The sequence below is a fragment of the Mycetohabitans rhizoxinica HKI 454 genome, assembly GCF_000198775.1.
Lineage (GTDB): Bacteria > Pseudomonadota > Gammaproteobacteria > Burkholderiales > Burkholderiaceae > Mycetohabitans > Mycetohabitans rhizoxinica.
Window position 1 is genome coordinate 1252048 of record NC_014722.1, and the last position, 13945, is coordinate 1265992.

14 protein-coding genes are annotated in these 13945 nt (G+C 63.6%); 10 read left to right on the top strand and 4 right to left on the bottom strand.

What is annotated here, in order from left to right; all coding sequences use genetic code 11:
- Positions 1–71 precede the first annotated feature (71 nt).
- Positions 72–887 (bottom strand): outer membrane protein assembly factor BamD, encoded by an 816-nt coding sequence (locus RBRH_RS05885; RefSeq protein WP_041753425.1) that lies wholly within the window; start codon positions 885–887, stop codon positions 72–74.
- Positions 888–902: 15 nt separating this feature from the next.
- Between RBRH_RS05885 and RBRH_RS05890 the strand changes: the two genes are divergently transcribed.
- The 7 genes from RBRH_RS05890 (at position 903) to rimO (ending at position 9693) form a co-directional block, all read left to right on the top strand.
- Positions 903–2024, top strand: a complete 1122-nt coding sequence (locus RBRH_RS05890; RefSeq protein ID WP_013435119.1) for an RluA family pseudouridine synthase — start codon at positions 903–905, stop codon at positions 2022–2024.
- Positions 2021–2926, top strand: coding sequence for a peptidoglycan editing factor PgeF (gene pgeF / locus RBRH_RS05895; RefSeq protein ID WP_013435120.1), 906 nt, complete (start codon positions 2021–2023; stop codon positions 2924–2926). Before RBRH_RS05890 ends, pgeF begins: the two co-directional genes overlap by 4 nt.
- Before the next feature lie 345 nt (positions 2927–3271).
- The gene (phaC, locus tag RBRH_RS05900; protein WP_370645076.1) at positions 3272–5257 is read left to right on the top strand and encodes a class I poly(R)-hydroxyalkanoic acid synthase; all 1986 of its coding nucleotides are present in this window, start codon (positions 3272–3274) and stop codon (positions 5255–5257) included.
- Between the two features lie 46 nt (positions 5258–5303).
- On the top strand, positions 5304–6485 hold the full coding sequence (locus RBRH_RS05905) for an acetyl-CoA C-acetyltransferase (RefSeq protein ID WP_013435122.1): 1182 nt from the start codon (positions 5304–5306) through the stop codon (positions 6483–6485).
- Between the two features lie 46 nt (positions 6486–6531).
- Positions 6532–7272: a 3-ketoacyl-ACP reductase gene (locus tag RBRH_RS05910; RefSeq protein WP_013435123.1), complete on the top strand. Its 741-nt coding sequence runs from the start codon at positions 6532–6534 to the stop codon at positions 7270–7272.
- A gap of 108 nt (positions 7273–7380) precedes the next feature.
- Positions 7381–7956, top strand: a complete 576-nt coding sequence (gene phaR, locus RBRH_RS05915) for a polyhydroxyalkanoate synthesis repressor PhaR (RefSeq protein ID WP_013435124.1) — start codon at positions 7381–7383, stop codon at positions 7954–7956.
- A 399-nt stretch (positions 7957–8355) separates the two neighbouring features.
- Positions 8356–9693, top strand: coding sequence for a 30S ribosomal protein S12 methylthiotransferase RimO (gene rimO / locus RBRH_RS05920; RefSeq protein WP_157864474.1), 1338 nt, complete (start codon positions 8356–8358; stop codon positions 9691–9693).
- 3 nt (positions 9694–9696) lie between these two features.
- On the opposite strand, the gene RBRH_RS05925 is transcribed toward rimO, so the two are convergent.
- A complete protein-coding gene (locus RBRH_RS05925; protein WP_157864360.1) occupies positions 9697–10095 on the bottom strand; it encodes a hypothetical protein in 399 nt (132 codons plus the stop codon).
- 109 nt (positions 10096–10204) lie between these two features.
- Between RBRH_RS05925 and RBRH_RS05930 the strand changes: the two genes are divergently transcribed.
- Both RBRH_RS05930 and RBRH_RS05935 read left to right on the top strand, forming a co-directional pair.
- A complete protein-coding gene (locus RBRH_RS05930; protein WP_013435127.1) occupies positions 10205–10780 on the top strand; it encodes a hypothetical protein in 576 nt (191 codons plus the stop codon).
- A 17-nt stretch (positions 10781–10797) separates the two neighbouring features.
- Entirely contained in the window at positions 10798–12003 is a 1206-nt protein-coding gene (locus tag RBRH_RS05935) for a cystathionine beta-lyase (RefSeq protein WP_049786453.1), read from the top strand.
- A gap of 46 nt (positions 12004–12049) precedes the next feature.
- Here RBRH_RS05935 and serB read toward each other — a convergent pair whose 3' ends face one another.
- Positions 12050–12889 carry a phosphoserine phosphatase SerB gene (gene serB / locus RBRH_RS05940; RefSeq protein ID WP_041753431.1) on the bottom strand — a complete coding sequence of 280 codons (840 nt, stop codon included), beginning with the start codon at positions 12887–12889 and terminating at the stop codon, positions 12050–12052.
- A gap of 178 nt (positions 12890–13067) precedes the next feature.
- Between serB and RBRH_RS05945 the strand changes: the two genes are divergently transcribed.
- Positions 13068–13643 carry a DUF6013 family protein gene (locus tag RBRH_RS05945; RefSeq protein WP_013435132.1) on the top strand — a complete coding sequence of 192 codons (576 nt, stop codon included), beginning with the start codon at positions 13068–13070 and terminating at the stop codon, positions 13641–13643.
- Between the two features lie 110 nt (positions 13644–13753).
- On the opposite strand, the gene RBRH_RS05950 is transcribed toward RBRH_RS05945, so the two are convergent.
- On the bottom strand, positions 13754–13945 hold the full coding sequence (locus RBRH_RS05950) for a hypothetical protein (RefSeq protein ID WP_041753433.1): 192 nt from the start codon (positions 13943–13945) through the stop codon (positions 13754–13756).

Genomic DNA, 13945 nt, shown 5'->3' on the forward strand with positions numbered 1-13945 from the left:
TTCGACGACAGGCGTGGCGCCGTGCCATGCGGCATCTAAGCCGGCGCGTGCGGCCGGCCCAGTTCGCCTGTTCACCAAAATTGATACCACGGCTTTTCACCCTTGCGCAGTGCGCGGGCGTGGCCGGTCACGTAGGGGCTGTCCGGAAACGTTGACGTGAGCACGCGTTGGGTATCGTCGGCGAGCTGCGGCTGGTTCAGCGCGCGATACGACAATATCATCACATGCAGCGCATCCTCGGTGGCCGGCGCGTTCTTGTATTCTTTCAGCACTAGTTGCGCGCGGTTGATCGCGGCGACATACGCGCCGCGCCGATAGTAATAGTCGGCGGTGTGCACTTCGTGCGACGCTAATGCGTTGACGATGTAGCGCATGCGCTGTGCGGCATCCGGTGCATACTTGCTGCTCGGATATTTCTCGACGACGACGCGGAACGCATCGTACGAGTCACGTAATGCCTTCGGGTCGCGTTCGCTCATGTCTTGGCCGGCGAAGCGGCCGAACAGGCCCAGGTCGTCGTTGAAGCTGATTAGGCCCTTTAGGTAGTAAGCGTACGCGATATCCGGATGGTCGGGGTGCAATTGGATGAAACGGTCCACCGCTTGTTCGGCCGCCGCTGTTTCATTGTCCTTCCATTGGCAGTACGCGACATTGATTTGCGCCTGTTGTGCAAAATGACCGAACGGATCGCGCCCCTGCAGCAATTCGAAGTACTTCGAGCATTTGCCCCAGTCACCGGCGGTAAAGGCATCCTGGGCCTCCGAGTATAATTTCTGATTGGTCCACGCCGCCGTTTCGTCCGTTTTCTCGGGCAGACCGTGGCAGCCGGCGACGATCGCCGCTGCGATGGCCACGGCAGCGATCCTCAATGTGTTCAGCACTCGCATTCCAGTGAAGTTCAAATGACTCGTTCAAATGACCGGCCCAACGCCGGCGTCGATCCGCACGATTATAGCCCAAGCGTAAGCCCGGCCCGCCCCGACGAGCAAGTTGCGCGGGTACCGCCGGCGCTGGCAGGCGAGCGGCTGGACAAGGTCCTGGCGCGACTGTTCCCGACTTTTTCACGCAGCCGCCTGCAGACGTGGATTGACGCGGGGCGCGTGACGTTGGACGGTGCACCGGCGCGGCTGCGCCAGTCAGTGCCGCTGGGTGCGACCGTGCGGCTTGTGCCGGACCTGTTACCGCAAGCGCTGGCGTTCGCGCCGGAGCCGGTGCCGTTGCCGATCGTCTACGAGGACGAAACCCTGGTGGTGATCGACAAGCCAGCCGGGCTGGTCGTGCACCCGGCCGCGGGCAATTGGAGCGGCACGCTGCTCAACGGCCTGCTGCATCGCTATCCGGACGCTGCCGGACTGCCGCGTGCGGGCATCGTGCACCGGCTAGATAAGGACACCTCCGGCTTGATGGTGGTCGCGCGCACGTTGGCCGCGCAGACGGATCTGGTCAGGCAGTTGCAGGCGCGCACGGTCAAGCGCCGCTATATCGCGTTTGCCTGGGGTGTGACTCCGCCGAGTGGATGCATCGACGCGCCGATCGGGCGTGACCCGCGCGAGCGCACGCGCATGGCGGTGCTCGCCGGGGCCGCTGGCAAGGCCGCGCGTACGCACTTCAAGACCGTGGCCACCGGCGTGTGGTCCGGGCAACCGGTATCAAGGCTGCTTTGTGATCTGGAGACCGGGCGCACGCACCAGATCCGCGTGCATCTTGCCCATACCGGTCATCCGTTGCTCGGCGACCCGCTGTATGGCCGTGTGCGCAACGCGCGGCAACGTCCCGCGCTGCCCGCCGGCTTCGCGCGCCAGGCGCTGCACGCATGGCGACTCGCCCTGGTGCACCCGGCCACCCACGCGCCGGTGGCATGGCGCTCGGCGATGCCGCAGGATTTGGCGCAATTGGCTGCCGTGCTCGAGCTGACGGACCCACCCGATGACCAGGCTGAGACAATCGACTTCGCACGGCAACACGCATACGATGACGAGGGTGGCAGCATTGTTGCCGACGATGAGGAGGACGAGTTTGAATGAATCCGATCGGCGACCCGGCGCTCCAACGCTTTGCCGAGTTGACGCTGTTCGACTGTATCGTGCCGGACTGGCGCGTGAGTCCCCGCGTGCGCGCGCTAATCACCACGCGCGCCGGCGGTGTGAGCCGCGGCGCATATGGCGTGTTGCGCGATTGGCAAAGCGCGTCCGGCGGCCTGAACCTGGGGCTGCATACCGGCGATGACATTGATGCGGTGCACGAGAACCGTCGTCGTGTGCTCGCGCTGGTGGGTGCGCCCGCCGCATGGCTCGAGCAGGTGCATGGCACGCGCGTAGTCAGTGCCGACGAAGTGGTCGAGAACGAGCGGCTGACGGCCGATGCGCTGGGGCCCAAGGCCGATGCCAGCGTGACCGACCGTGCTGGGGCGGTTTGCGCGATATTGGTGGCCGACTGCATGCCGGTGTTGATTTGCGACGAAGCTGGCCGGGCCGTTGGCGCTGCGCATGCCGGATGGCGCGGGCTTGCCGGCGGCGTGATCGAGCATACGGTTGGTGCAGTGCGTGCGCTGCTCGCGCGCAATAAGCACGCGCCTGGGGTGCTGCACGCGTATCTCGGCCCATCGATCGGGCCAGGTGTGTTCGAAGTCGGAGAAGCGGTGCGCGCCGCGTTTCTTGACGCGTCGCTGCCGGGCGAGCGCGATGCGACCGATGCGGCGTTCGTCTCGCTGCCCACGCGTGTCGATGACGTCGCTGATGTGCACGGCGATGGCCGATGCAAGTACCTTGCAGATCTCGGCGCACTAGCCCGGCTGAGGCTGGCCCGGGTCGGCGTGCACTATGTGAGCGGGCCCCACGCGTGTACGTTCAGCGATCCTGCTCGTTTCTATTCCTATCGACGAGACCGCACGACAGGCCGCATGGCAGCATTGATCTGGCTGACCTGACCGTGTGTGCGGCGCGGCGCTGGCCCGCACTGCCATATGCCGCACCGTCACATGCCGCACGGCCGAGGTTGCGTGCCGCGACATCGGGAAAATGCCGATTAAAAAAATGGTGCGTTGCGGCAAAATCGATGATCGTGATTGACAGCCGTCGTGCGGGGGAGCAAGAATGCCCGGAGGCGGTCGATTGGCGACGGCCTTGCAGTACGTTCGCGCGACTGATACACAGCCTGCCTTTGTCACTCCATACGAGGGCACCGGTCACTCCATACGGGTATGGCAGACTCATCCAGAACCTCGCAGCAATCCAGCACTGGTGCTTCGTCAGGCGGTGATCCGGCCGGGGAGATCCGCTCCCTGTTCGACGGCTGGCTGAACGCATGGCGCCAGTTCGCGGACCCGGCCACTTGGCCGCAGCGGATGGCAGACATGCAGCAGGCCGTGGTTGCACAGCCGGCGGCGCACGATGCAGATGAACGCGCGCGTGGCGCGAAGGGTGGCAAGGGCCGCGCCGATCCGCCATACGGCGGCGCAACGGCCGCGATGCCCATGGCTGGGCTGGCCACGCTGTTCGGTCCGGCATTGGCCAGTACGTTCGGTCCTGCTCTGACCGCGTCGCCGTTTGCGTTTGCGCTGCCCCATGCCGTCGGCGAGCTGCCGAATGTGCCGGCCGCGTTGACAAACCCGTTTGCGTCGTTTGGTGCGGGGCCCAGCGTGAGATTTGATCCGCAGCGATTGCAAGCGCTGCGGCATGACTACTTGCATGAGTGCCAGACATTGATCGAGCGAGCGCTGAAATTCACGTCGGGCTTGGCAGACATCGGCGCGCTGCTTGAGCCGGGCGACCGCCGCTTCAGCGCCGACGAATGGAAGGCGACGCCGACCTGCGCGTTGGCGGCGGCGTGGTACCTGCTCAATTCGCGATACTTGAACAAGCTTGTGGATGCGCTGGAGGCGGAGGCGAGGACGCGCGAGCGGATCCGTTTCGTCGTCGAGCAGTGGGTCGCCGCGGCATCGCCGAGCAATTTTCTCGCGCTCAATCCGGAAGTGCAAAAAACGCTGCTTGACACCCAGGGAGAAAGCCTACGGCAGGGCATCGCAAACCTGTTGGCGGACCTGCAACGCGGCAAGATCTCGCAGACCGACGAATCGCGTTTCGTGGTCGGCAAGAACCTGGCGAGCACCGAAGGCTGGGTCGTGTTCGAGAACGAGTTGATCCAGCTGATCCAATACACGCCACGTACGCCGATGGTCCACGAGCGGCCGCTGCTGGTCGTGCCGCCGTGCATCAACAAATTCTACATTCTGGATCTGCAGCCGGACAATTCGCTGGTGCGCTACGCGCTCGACCAGGGCCACCCCGTGTTCCTGATCTCGTGGCGCAATGCGGATGCGTCGATTGCGCACAAGACGTGGGACGACTATATCGCCGACGGTGTGCTCGCGGCGATCGACGTCACACGCGACATCACCGGCCGTGAGCAGATCAATACCCTCGGCTTCTGCGTCGGCGGCACGCTGCTCGCGACGGCGCTGGCCGTGCGTGCCGCGCGCGGCCAGCGTCCGGCTGCGTCGATGACGCTGCTCACCGCGATGCTGGATTTCGGCGACACTGGCGTGCTCGATGTGTTCATCGATGAGGCACACGTCGCGTTGCGCGAGCAGACGATTGGCGCAAAAGGAGGCGGCACGCCAGGCCTGATGCGTGGCGTCGAGTTTGCGAACACGTTCTCTTTGCTGCGGCCGAACGACCTGGTATGGAACTACGTGGTCGATAATTACCTGAAGGGACGCACGCCGGCACCATTGGACCTGCTGCACTGGAACAGCGATTCGACGAACCTGCCGGGACCCATGTATGCGCGCTATCTGCGCGAGACGTATCTGGAGAACCGCTTGCGCGTGCCGGGCGGCGTGACGGTGTGCGGGGAGCCGGTGGATCTGACCCAGCTCGACGTGCCCACGTTCATCTATGGATCAAGGGACGATCACATCGTGCCATGGCGCACCGCGTACGCATCGACGTCGCTGCTCTGCGGTCCACTCCAGTTCGTGCTCGGCGCATCTGGCCACATTGCGGGAGTGATCAATCCGCCGGCCAAGAACAAACGCAGCTATTGGGCGATCGAAGGGGAAACTCGCGCGTTGCCAAACGATCCCGAGCAATGGCTCCGGCAATCCACGCAGCGGCCCGGAAGCTGGTGGCCGGCATGGTCGGGGTGGCTAGCGCGGTACGGCGGCAAACGGATCAAGGCGCGAGCGAAGGCCGGTAATGCGACATACCTGCCGATCGAACCCGCGCCGGGCCGTTATGTCCTCGTGCGCGACGTATGAACACGCCGCGCATGCAATCGGATGAGGCTTTTAAAAAGGAAAGCGAATGACTGACGTTGTGATCGTGTCCGCCGTCCGTACCGCGGTCGGCAAATTCGGTGGCTCGCTGGCACGCATTCCCGCGCCTGAGCTTGGCGCAACGGTGATCCGGGCTGCCCTGGAGCGGGCCGGCGTAAAGCCGGAGCAGGTCAGCGACGTGGTCCTGGGGCAGGTGTTGACCGCCGGCTCCGGCCAAAATCCGGCGCGCCAAGCGCTGATCAAGGCCGGGCTGCCTGCTGCCGTGCCGGCGATGACGATCAACAAGGTCTGCGGCTCCGGCCTGCAGGCGGTGATGCTGGCCGCTAACGCGGTGATCGCCGGCGACGCGCAGATCGTGGTCGCCGGTGGCCAAGAGAACATGAGCGCCGCGCCGCACGTGCTGCCCAGATCGCGCGACGGCTTCCGGATGGGGGATGTGAAGCTGATCGACAGCATGATCGTCGACGGCTTATGGGACGTCTACAACCAGTACCATATGGGTATCACCGCCGAAAACGTGGCACAGGAGTACGGCATTACGCGCGAGGCACAGGACCAGTTCGCTGCGCTGTCGCAGAACAAGGCCGAGGCCGCGCAGAAGGCCGGCTGCTTCGACGACGAGATCGTGCCGATCCATATCCCGCAGAAGCAGGGTGAGCCGGTGCACTTTGCGACCGACGAGTTTGTGCGCCACGGCGTGACAGCAGAATCGTTGGCCGGGCTCAAGCCGGCGTTTTCAAAGGAGGGCACGGTCACCGCGGCGAACGCATCGGGCATCAATGACGGTGCGGCGGCGCTTGTCGTAATGTCGGCGAAGAAAGCCGAGGCACTCGACTTGAAGCCGCTCGCCCGAATCAAGTCGTACGCGAGCGCGGGAGTGGACCCGAAGGTGATGGGCATGGGCCCGGTGCCCGCCTCGCGTCGCTGCCTGGAGCGCGCGGGCTGGTCGGTGGCCGACTTGGACCTGATGGAGATCAACGAGGCGTTTGCCGCGCAAGCGCTGGCGGTCCATCAGGAAATGGGCTGGGACGTGTCGAAGATCAATGTGAATGGCGGCGCGATCGCCATCGGTCATCCGATCGGCGCGTCCGGTGCGCGTATCTTGGTCACCCTGTTGCATGAAATGCGCCGGCGCGACGTGAAGCGCGGTCTGGCGTCGTTGTGCATCGGTGGCGGCATGGGCGTCGCGCTTGCGGTCGAACGTGACTGAGCGGCATCGGCGCGAACGACAGAATCGATATCGGAGGACGTGACAGATGACACAGCGCATTGCATACGTAACGGGAGGCATGGGCGGCATCGGCACCGCAATCTGTCAGCGGTTGCACCGCGACGGATTTCGCGTGGTGGCCGGATGCGGCCCGAACTCGCCCCGTCGCACGAAATGGCTCGACAATCAGAAGGCATTGGGCTTCGAGTTCATCGCGTCCGAGGGCAATGTCGGCGATTGGAGTTCAACCAAAGCGGCGTTCGACAAAGTCAAGGCCGAAGTCGGTGATATCGACGTGCTGGTCAACAACGCGGGCATCACGCGTGACGTGGTGTTCCGCAAGATGACCGTCGAAGACTGGACCGCGGTGATTGACACGAACCTGACGAGCCTGTTCAACGTCACGAAGCAGGTCATCGACGGGATGGTCGAGCGCGGCTGGGGACGGGTGATCAATATTTCGTCGGTGAACGGCCAAAAAGGGCAGTTCGGGCAGACGAACTACTCGACGGCCAAGGCTGGCATCCATGGTTTCACGATGGCACTCGCGCAAGAGGTGGCCACCAGGGGCGTGACCGTCAATACTGTGTCGCCGGGCTACATCGGCACCGACATGGTCAAGGCGATTCGTCAAGACGTGCTCGAGAAAATCATCGCGACCATTCCTGTCAAGCGCCTCGGCGCGCCGGAGGAAATTGCATCGATTGTTTCGTGGCTCGCCTCGGACGAATCGGGCTTTGCGACAGGTGCGGACTTTTCCCTGAACGGTGGTCTGCATATGGGGTGATGCGTGTATGGCGCGCGCCACCCTACGCGCGCCGCGCATGCATCGCAGAACAAGGGGCATGCCGTTCGTCGAGGATGGCACGTCCGCATTCGTCCTTGAAGGCGTGACATGACGACTACAAAGAAACCTGCTGAACGTCTGATCAAAAAATATCCGAACCGTCGGCTCTACGATACCGAGACGAGCACGTACATCACGTTGAGCGACGTGAAGCAGCTCGTGCTTGACCAGGAAGCGTTCAAGGTGGTCGACGCCAAGTCCAACGAGGACCTGACGCGCAGCATCTTGCTGCAGATCATCCTTGAAGAGGAAAGCGGCGGGGTGCCGATGTTCTCGTCGTCGATGTTGTCGCAGATCATTCGTTTCTATGGTCATGCAATGCAAGGCTTGATGGGAGCGTACCTGGAGAAAAATATCCAGGCATTCATCGACATCCAAAACAAATTTGCCGAGCAGTCGAAGGGACTGTACGACAACAATGCGCTGAACCCGGAAATCTGGTCGCAGTTCATGAATATGCAAGCGCCGATGATGCAAGGCATGATGACCAGCTACATCGAACAGTCGAAGAACATGTTCGTGCAGATGCAAGAGCAAATGCAGAACCAGGCCAAGACCCTGTTCAGCAGCTTTCCGTTCGGGCCGGGTGGCGGCACGTCATCGACCGGCGGCGATAAGAAATAGTCGGTGCCAGTGCGCCGGGTGGTGCTTCCGCACCGATTGCCCGCCGGGCGCGTACTCGATTGCCCGCCACGTGTCCCGCTTTGCGTAGCACAGCCAGGGTGCGGCGGACAAAGACCGGATTCGTGTGCAGCATCTGCGCGATCGTCTCAGAGGCCACCGGTCGTTGCCGTCCAGGGCGTCGCCTCGCGGTCGCAGCGGTTAAGCGCAAACGTCAAGTCAAGCGCAGCGGCTCGCCGTTGTCGCAGCGGAACTTGAAGCCTTCTGAGGGGGTGACTGTGTCCAGCACGGTAAAATGTTACTTTGTCGGCGCACGGCGCTAGGAACCCTCACCAGTACGGTACATTAGTGAAAAGCCATCACAAAGCAAAGGCCAAGCCGGATTGCGCGCCCAAAGTCGGCATGGTCAGCCTCGGCTGCCCAAAGGCGCTTGTCGATTCTGAGCAGATCATCACGCAACTGCGCGCGGAAGGCTATCAGATCTGCGGTACCTATGACGGTGCCGATCTGGTCGTCGTCAATACGTGCGGCTTTATCGATGAGGCCGTGCAGGAAAGCCTTGATGCGATCGGTGAAGCATTGGCCGAGAATGGCAAGGTCATCGTCACCGGCTGTCTGGGTGCGAAAAAGAACGCGAGCGGCACGGGTCTGATCGAGCAGGTTCACCCGAAGGTGCTCGCCGTGACCGGCCCGCATGCGCTCGGTGAAGTGATGCAAGCCGTCCATGCGCATCTGCCCAAGCCGCACGATCCGTTTGTCGATCTGGTGCCGGCGGCCGGCATCAAGCTCACGCCGAAACACTATGCGTATCTGAAGATCTCCGAGGGATGCAATCACCGCTGTACGTTTTGCATCATCCCGTCGATGCGTGGGGATCTCGTCTCGCGTCCGGTCGCGGAAGTCATGCTCGAAGCCGAAAACCTGTTCAAGTCCGGCGTCAAGGAACTGCTGGTGATCTCGCAGGACACGAGCGCATATGGCGTCGATGTGAAGTTCCGCACCGGCTTCTGGAACGGCCGCCCGCTGAGGACGCGAATGAACGAGCTTGCCGCGGCGCTCGGCGAACTGGCTGCCCAGTATGGCGCATGGGTGCGGCTCCACTATGTGTATCCGTATCCGAGCGTCGACGAAATCGTGCCGCTGATGGCCGACGGCCCGTATCGCGGCCACCTGCTGCCGTACCTAGACGTGCCGCTGCAACATGCCGATCCGGAGGTGCTCCGGCGGATGAAGCGGCCCGCGAACGCAGAAAAAACGCTGGAGCGCGTGCGGGCATGGCGCGAAGCGTGCCCGGACCTGACGATACGCAGCACGTTCATCGTTGGTTTTCCGGGAGAAACCGAAGCGCAGTTCGAGGTGTTGTTGGATTTTATCCGCGAGGCGCAACTGGACCGGGTCGGCTGTTTTGCCTATTCCCCTGTCGAAGGGGCCAGCGCGAACGAACTCGATGGGACGCTACCGGACGACGTACGCGAGGCGAGGCGCGCGAGGTTCATGGCGGTCGCCGAGTCGGTCTCCGCCGAGCGCTTGAAGCGCAAGGTTGGCAAGACACTGAAGGTGCTGATCGACGAAGTCAACGCCGACGGGGGCATCGGGCGCTCGGCGGCGGACGCGCCAGAAATCGACGGCGTAGTCTACGTGTCGCCGGCCAGCAAGGCATCGCGGCGCTATAAGGTCGGCGATTTTGTCAACGTTAGCATCACCGGCGCGGACGGGCACGATCTGTGGGGCGACGTCTGAACACTAGTCATCCTCGGGCAGCGCCGGCTTGAAGCTGGGATTGATCGGCTTGTTCAGCGGCCCCTTGACCGGCAGCACCTTGACGACAGGTCCATGCTCGGTCTGTGTCGCGACAATATCGTATGAAATGTCCCCGGTGCATGTGCGCGCGATCCAGCGCTGCGGCTTACCGGGCGTCGGTGCCGCGTCGGACGGCTTCTCAATGTTCTGCACGCTGTCACAGCCGGAGCGCATCGACGCATCCAGCCGTACCATGTTATCCGCCAAGTGGCTCGCCGGCGCAAGGTCCGGCGCGGCGGGCTCGCGGTGCGTGAACGGGATTGACCATGAACTGCAGGCGGCGAGCACCGTGCTTGCCGAAACGATAGCGGCGACGCTTGCCGTGCGCTTGAAAACTGCCATTGCGATTCCTCGAAACAACGCCTGTACGGTCCCTGCCGCCGTGCGCGGCGGCAAAACCGGGATCATACCCGCTTGCGCCGATATACTGATAACGCCACTTTTTTGACCCATGCCGATGAAGCCCATTGCTTATATTTCAATGACCTGCGTGATTCCGTTCGTGTTGTCGGCCTGCGGCGCGCCGCAGCCGCGCAGCAACACCGCCGACGCGGATGCCGGCACATCGCGGGCGGCCGTGCGCGCGCTGGCGCCGCCTGAATTCCCGCTCAAGCCCAATCCACAATACGCGGACTTTCCACTGTACACCGGCACGCTCGGTGCGCGGCCCATCGAAATGCGCTTAGGCGCGAAGTCCGATGACCCAACCGGCATTCAGGGCGAGTACCGCTTCCTCGACGGTGCCGCTGGCGTCGTCCTCGTGGCTGGCGAGCTGGACAACGGCACGTTGCAGATCGAGGAGTCGGACGATGGCACGCACATTACGGGCAACTGGGTCGGCAAGGTGGCCGTGGACGGCAGCATCCAGGGCGAGCGGATGAATCCGGACGATTCCGAGCCGCAACCGTTCGAGTTGCAACCGTCTAACGCGGCCGCCCGCGGCGCGCGCGATCCGATCCATGGGGCCGTCATCGGCGCGCCGTCGCGCCACGTTGGCGGCATGTCGAATTTGACGACAGACCAATGAACCAGGAGGGTGAAACGATGACAGACGATTTCCCCGCCGCGCCCGCTGGCGCCGCGCGCGATCCGCAGACCGAATTGCTTCATCCCGTCACCCCTGTGCAGCCCGGCTTTGAATCGTTCTCGGTGCCGACCGCACGGGCATCGACGGTGATATTCCCGGACTTAGCGTCGATGCGCGCGCTGGACTGGCGCAGTGATGCGCAGTGGCGCTATGGCCTGCACGCGACGCCGACGTCGGTGGCCTTGCAGCAGCGCATCGCGGCGATCGAAGGCGGGCGTTATGCATTGCTGCAACCCTCCGGCCTATCTGCGATCTCGAATGTCTATTTTGCATTCGTGAAGGCGGGCGACGACGTGCTGGTTCCGGACAATGTTTATTCCCCCAATCGCGAGCATGGTGACTGGCTCGCGCAGGATTTCGGGATCACGGTCCGCTATTACGATCCAATGGTTGGCTCGGGAATGGCCGCGCTGTTACGGCCGAACACGAGGCTGATCTGGCTAGAGGCGCCCGGGTCCATAACGATGGAAGTGCCGGACGTACCCGCCATCACGGCACTTGCACGCGAGCGCGGCATCGTGACGGCGCTCGACAATACCTATTCGGCTGGCCTCGTGTTCAAGCCGTTCGAGCATGGGGTCGACATCTCGGTGCAAGCGCTGACCAAGTACCAGTCCGGCGGCAGCGACGTGCTGATGGGCGCGACGATCACGGCGGACCACGACTTGTACCTGGCGATGAAGCGAGCCCGGATGCGCGTCGGCCTTGGCGTGTCGGCCGACGATTGCTCGCTGGTGCTGCGCGGATTGCCGTCGATGCAAGTGCGTTACCGTGCGCACGAGCGCAGCGCGTTGGCGATCGCCGGGTGGCTGAAGCGCCGCCCGGAGGTCGCTGCGGTACTGCATCCGGCATTTGAAGACTGCCCGGGCCACGCATATTGGAAGCGGGATTTCACCGGTGCAGGAGGATTGTTCTCGGTGGTGTTCGATCCACGCTACACGAGCGCGCAGGTTGACGCATTCGTCGAGGGGCTCGAGCTATTCGCGCTCGGCTGGAGCTGGGGTGGCGCGCACAGTATCGCGATGCCGTATGACATTGCGGCGATGCGTACCGCCGGTATGTGGCCGCATCGTGGCGTGCTGGTACGTTTCTATATCGGCCTGGAGCACGAGGCCGACTTGCGCGCCGACATTGAGCGCAGCTTGACGCGGCACCTGCGATGACATATCGCGCGTCGGCGACATCGCGCTTGCCGGTCATGCCACCGCGTCAGTCGAACAGGCGCAGCAGGCCGTCGAGTCCGACGTGATCGAGGGCGCAGCTGGCGCGCTCACGCACCAGCGGCTTGGCGCGGAACGCGACTGACCAACCGGCCGCTGCCATCATCGGCACGTCATTCGAGCCGTCGCCGAGCGCGATCGCGCGTGATGGTTCGATGCCGAGTTGGGCACACGTGTCGAGCAACGTGCGCGCTTTCACGTCGCCATTGACGATTTCGCCGACCACGCGTCCGGTCAGCTTACCGTCGACAATCTCCAGCGTGTTCGCCCGTGTAAAATCGAGCCTGAGCCGAGACTTCAAGCGCTCAGTGAAGAACGTAAAGCCGCCTGACACCAGCAGGGTTCGCAGACCGGCGGCACGCGCGCCGTCGAGCATGGCTTGCGCGCCGGGCGACAGGCGCAAGCGCTGCTCGTACACGTTCGCAAGCACATTGGCGTCCAGGCCAGCGAGCAGACCGACGCGTCGCACCAGGCTCTCGTTGAAATCCGTGATCTCGCCGCGCATCGCCGCCTCGGTGATGGCTGCCACCTGCGCTTTTAAACCGCAAAAGTCGGCGATCTCGTCGATGCACTCAATCGTGATCAGCGTCGAATCCATATCCATTGCGACAAGGCCAAAATCCGCGAGCCGGCGCAGTGGAACATACGCATAGTCGAGCTGGTGCGTGCGACAGTATGCGGCGATATCGGCGCGTTGCGACGGACTCGCCTCGCGCACGCGCAGCGCGTGTGCATCGAGGCGCTCGGCATGCGTGCCGCCCGCCAACGCGGTCAGCAGTCGCAGATGGTCATCGGACAGCGGCGCGGCGCTTTGGATCACTAGATTCATCGTTCTACAGGTGTCGGTCGTCGAGGTGGATCGGTGGCGATCCGGGCCGCGTGCGTCGCGGCAAAAGCGGCTATTGTAGCTGCTCGCTGGAGGCGGCGGCATGGCCATCCGTCGTGACATGCGCGAGGCGCGCTACACTGGCAAATACAGGATCCGTGTATAGCAAGGAGGCAATAACATGATGTTAAGTCGTTCGCGCACCCGATACCGCGCAGCGATCCGCCGTGTCGCGGCGCGGCTAGGACCGTTGATGCTGCCCATGGCGCTCGCCGCCGTGCCGGTGAGCGCCTCGGCGCAGCTGCAACCTTTGCCCGAGGCGTCTGCGCCGCGGGTGAAGTACACCGTCAAGGTGACGTCGAAAACGTACGGCAATGCGGAGCAAACGCGCATTGTCCGCTCCGGACAGATCGATGACTACACGTGGCGCATGCCTGCCCCCGGAGCACCAGCTTCGGTGCCGCCGCGTTGCCCCGGCGCATCCGGCGTGCCGGTCGACGCCACTGGCGCGCCAATCCGGCAAATCCAACTCAGGCTCGCTCCGATCGTTAAGAACCATATGGCGAGCCTGCAGCTGTACTTCAGCGGCCGTGCGGTGCAGGGCACGTCGACCGTGACGGTCGATGGCAAGCCGTTGGCCTGTCCCAAAACAGTGTCATTCAGCCAAGTCACCCGGTTATCGTTGCCGATCAATGGCAAGACCAAGACGTTGACGTTGTCGGACGGCACGCAATTGTCGCTGTCCGCCCAGTACTAGTGGCGCGGGGCAGTCGCGGGCGCCGCCTTGCCGCGGCCCACGGTGGCTGCGGTGAGGTGTCGGCTGGCGGCCACCGCCAGATCGTGATGCCTAGATCGATGTAGGTGACTTCATGCGTCCGCTGCTGGCTCATCGCCGGCTATCGGCGTGGGCTCGTGCAACGCGCCGGCGTTCAGCATCTCGCCGGCGTTCAGTGTCCAGCGCACCATGAAGCCCACGCGAGCGGGTTGTGCGCCGTCATGTGACTCAGACGTAGGCGCACGCCACGGCGCCGCGTCGAACCATCCGGTAACCAGGGTCAC

Bases quoted from the DNA above. Each gene is read 5' to 3' on its own strand.
- RBRH_RS05885 (WP_041753425.1), bottom strand. From the start codon at position 887: ATGCGAGTGCTGAACACATTGAGGATCGCTGCCGTGGCCATCGCAGCG.
- RBRH_RS05890 (WP_013435119.1), top strand. From the start codon at position 903: ATGACTCGTTCAAATGACCGGCCCAACGCCGGCGTCGATCCGCACGAT.
- pgeF (WP_013435120.1), top strand. From the start codon at position 2,021: ATGAATCCGATCGGCGACCCGGCGCTCCAACGCTTTGCCGAGTTGACG.
- RBRH_RS05905 (WP_013435122.1), top strand. From the start codon at position 5,304: ATGACTGACGTTGTGATCGTGTCCGCCGTCCGTACCGCGGTCGGCAAA.
- RBRH_RS05910 (WP_013435123.1), top strand. From the start codon at position 6,532: ATGACACAGCGCATTGCATACGTAACGGGAGGCATGGGCGGCATCGGC.
- phaR (WP_013435124.1), top strand. From the start codon at position 7,381: ATGACGACTACAAAGAAACCTGCTGAACGTCTGATCAAAAAATATCCG.
- rimO (WP_157864474.1), top strand. From the start codon at position 8,356: ATGGTCAGCCTCGGCTGCCCAAAGGCGCTTGTCGATTCTGAGCAGATC.
- RBRH_RS05925 (WP_157864360.1), bottom strand. From the start codon at position 10,095: ATGGCAGTTTTCAAGCGCACGGCAAGCGTCGCCGCTATCGTTTCGGCA.
- RBRH_RS05930 (WP_013435127.1), top strand. From the start codon at position 10,205: ATGCCGATGAAGCCCATTGCTTATATTTCAATGACCTGCGTGATTCCG.
- RBRH_RS05935 (WP_049786453.1), top strand. From the start codon at position 10,798: ATGACAGACGATTTCCCCGCCGCGCCCGCTGGCGCCGCGCGCGATCCG.
- serB (WP_041753431.1), bottom strand. From the start codon at position 12,889: ATGAATCTAGTGATCCAAAGCGCCGCGCCGCTGTCCGATGACCATCTG.
- RBRH_RS05945 (WP_013435132.1), top strand. From the start codon at position 13,068: ATGATGTTAAGTCGTTCGCGCACCCGATACCGCGCAGCGATCCGCCGT.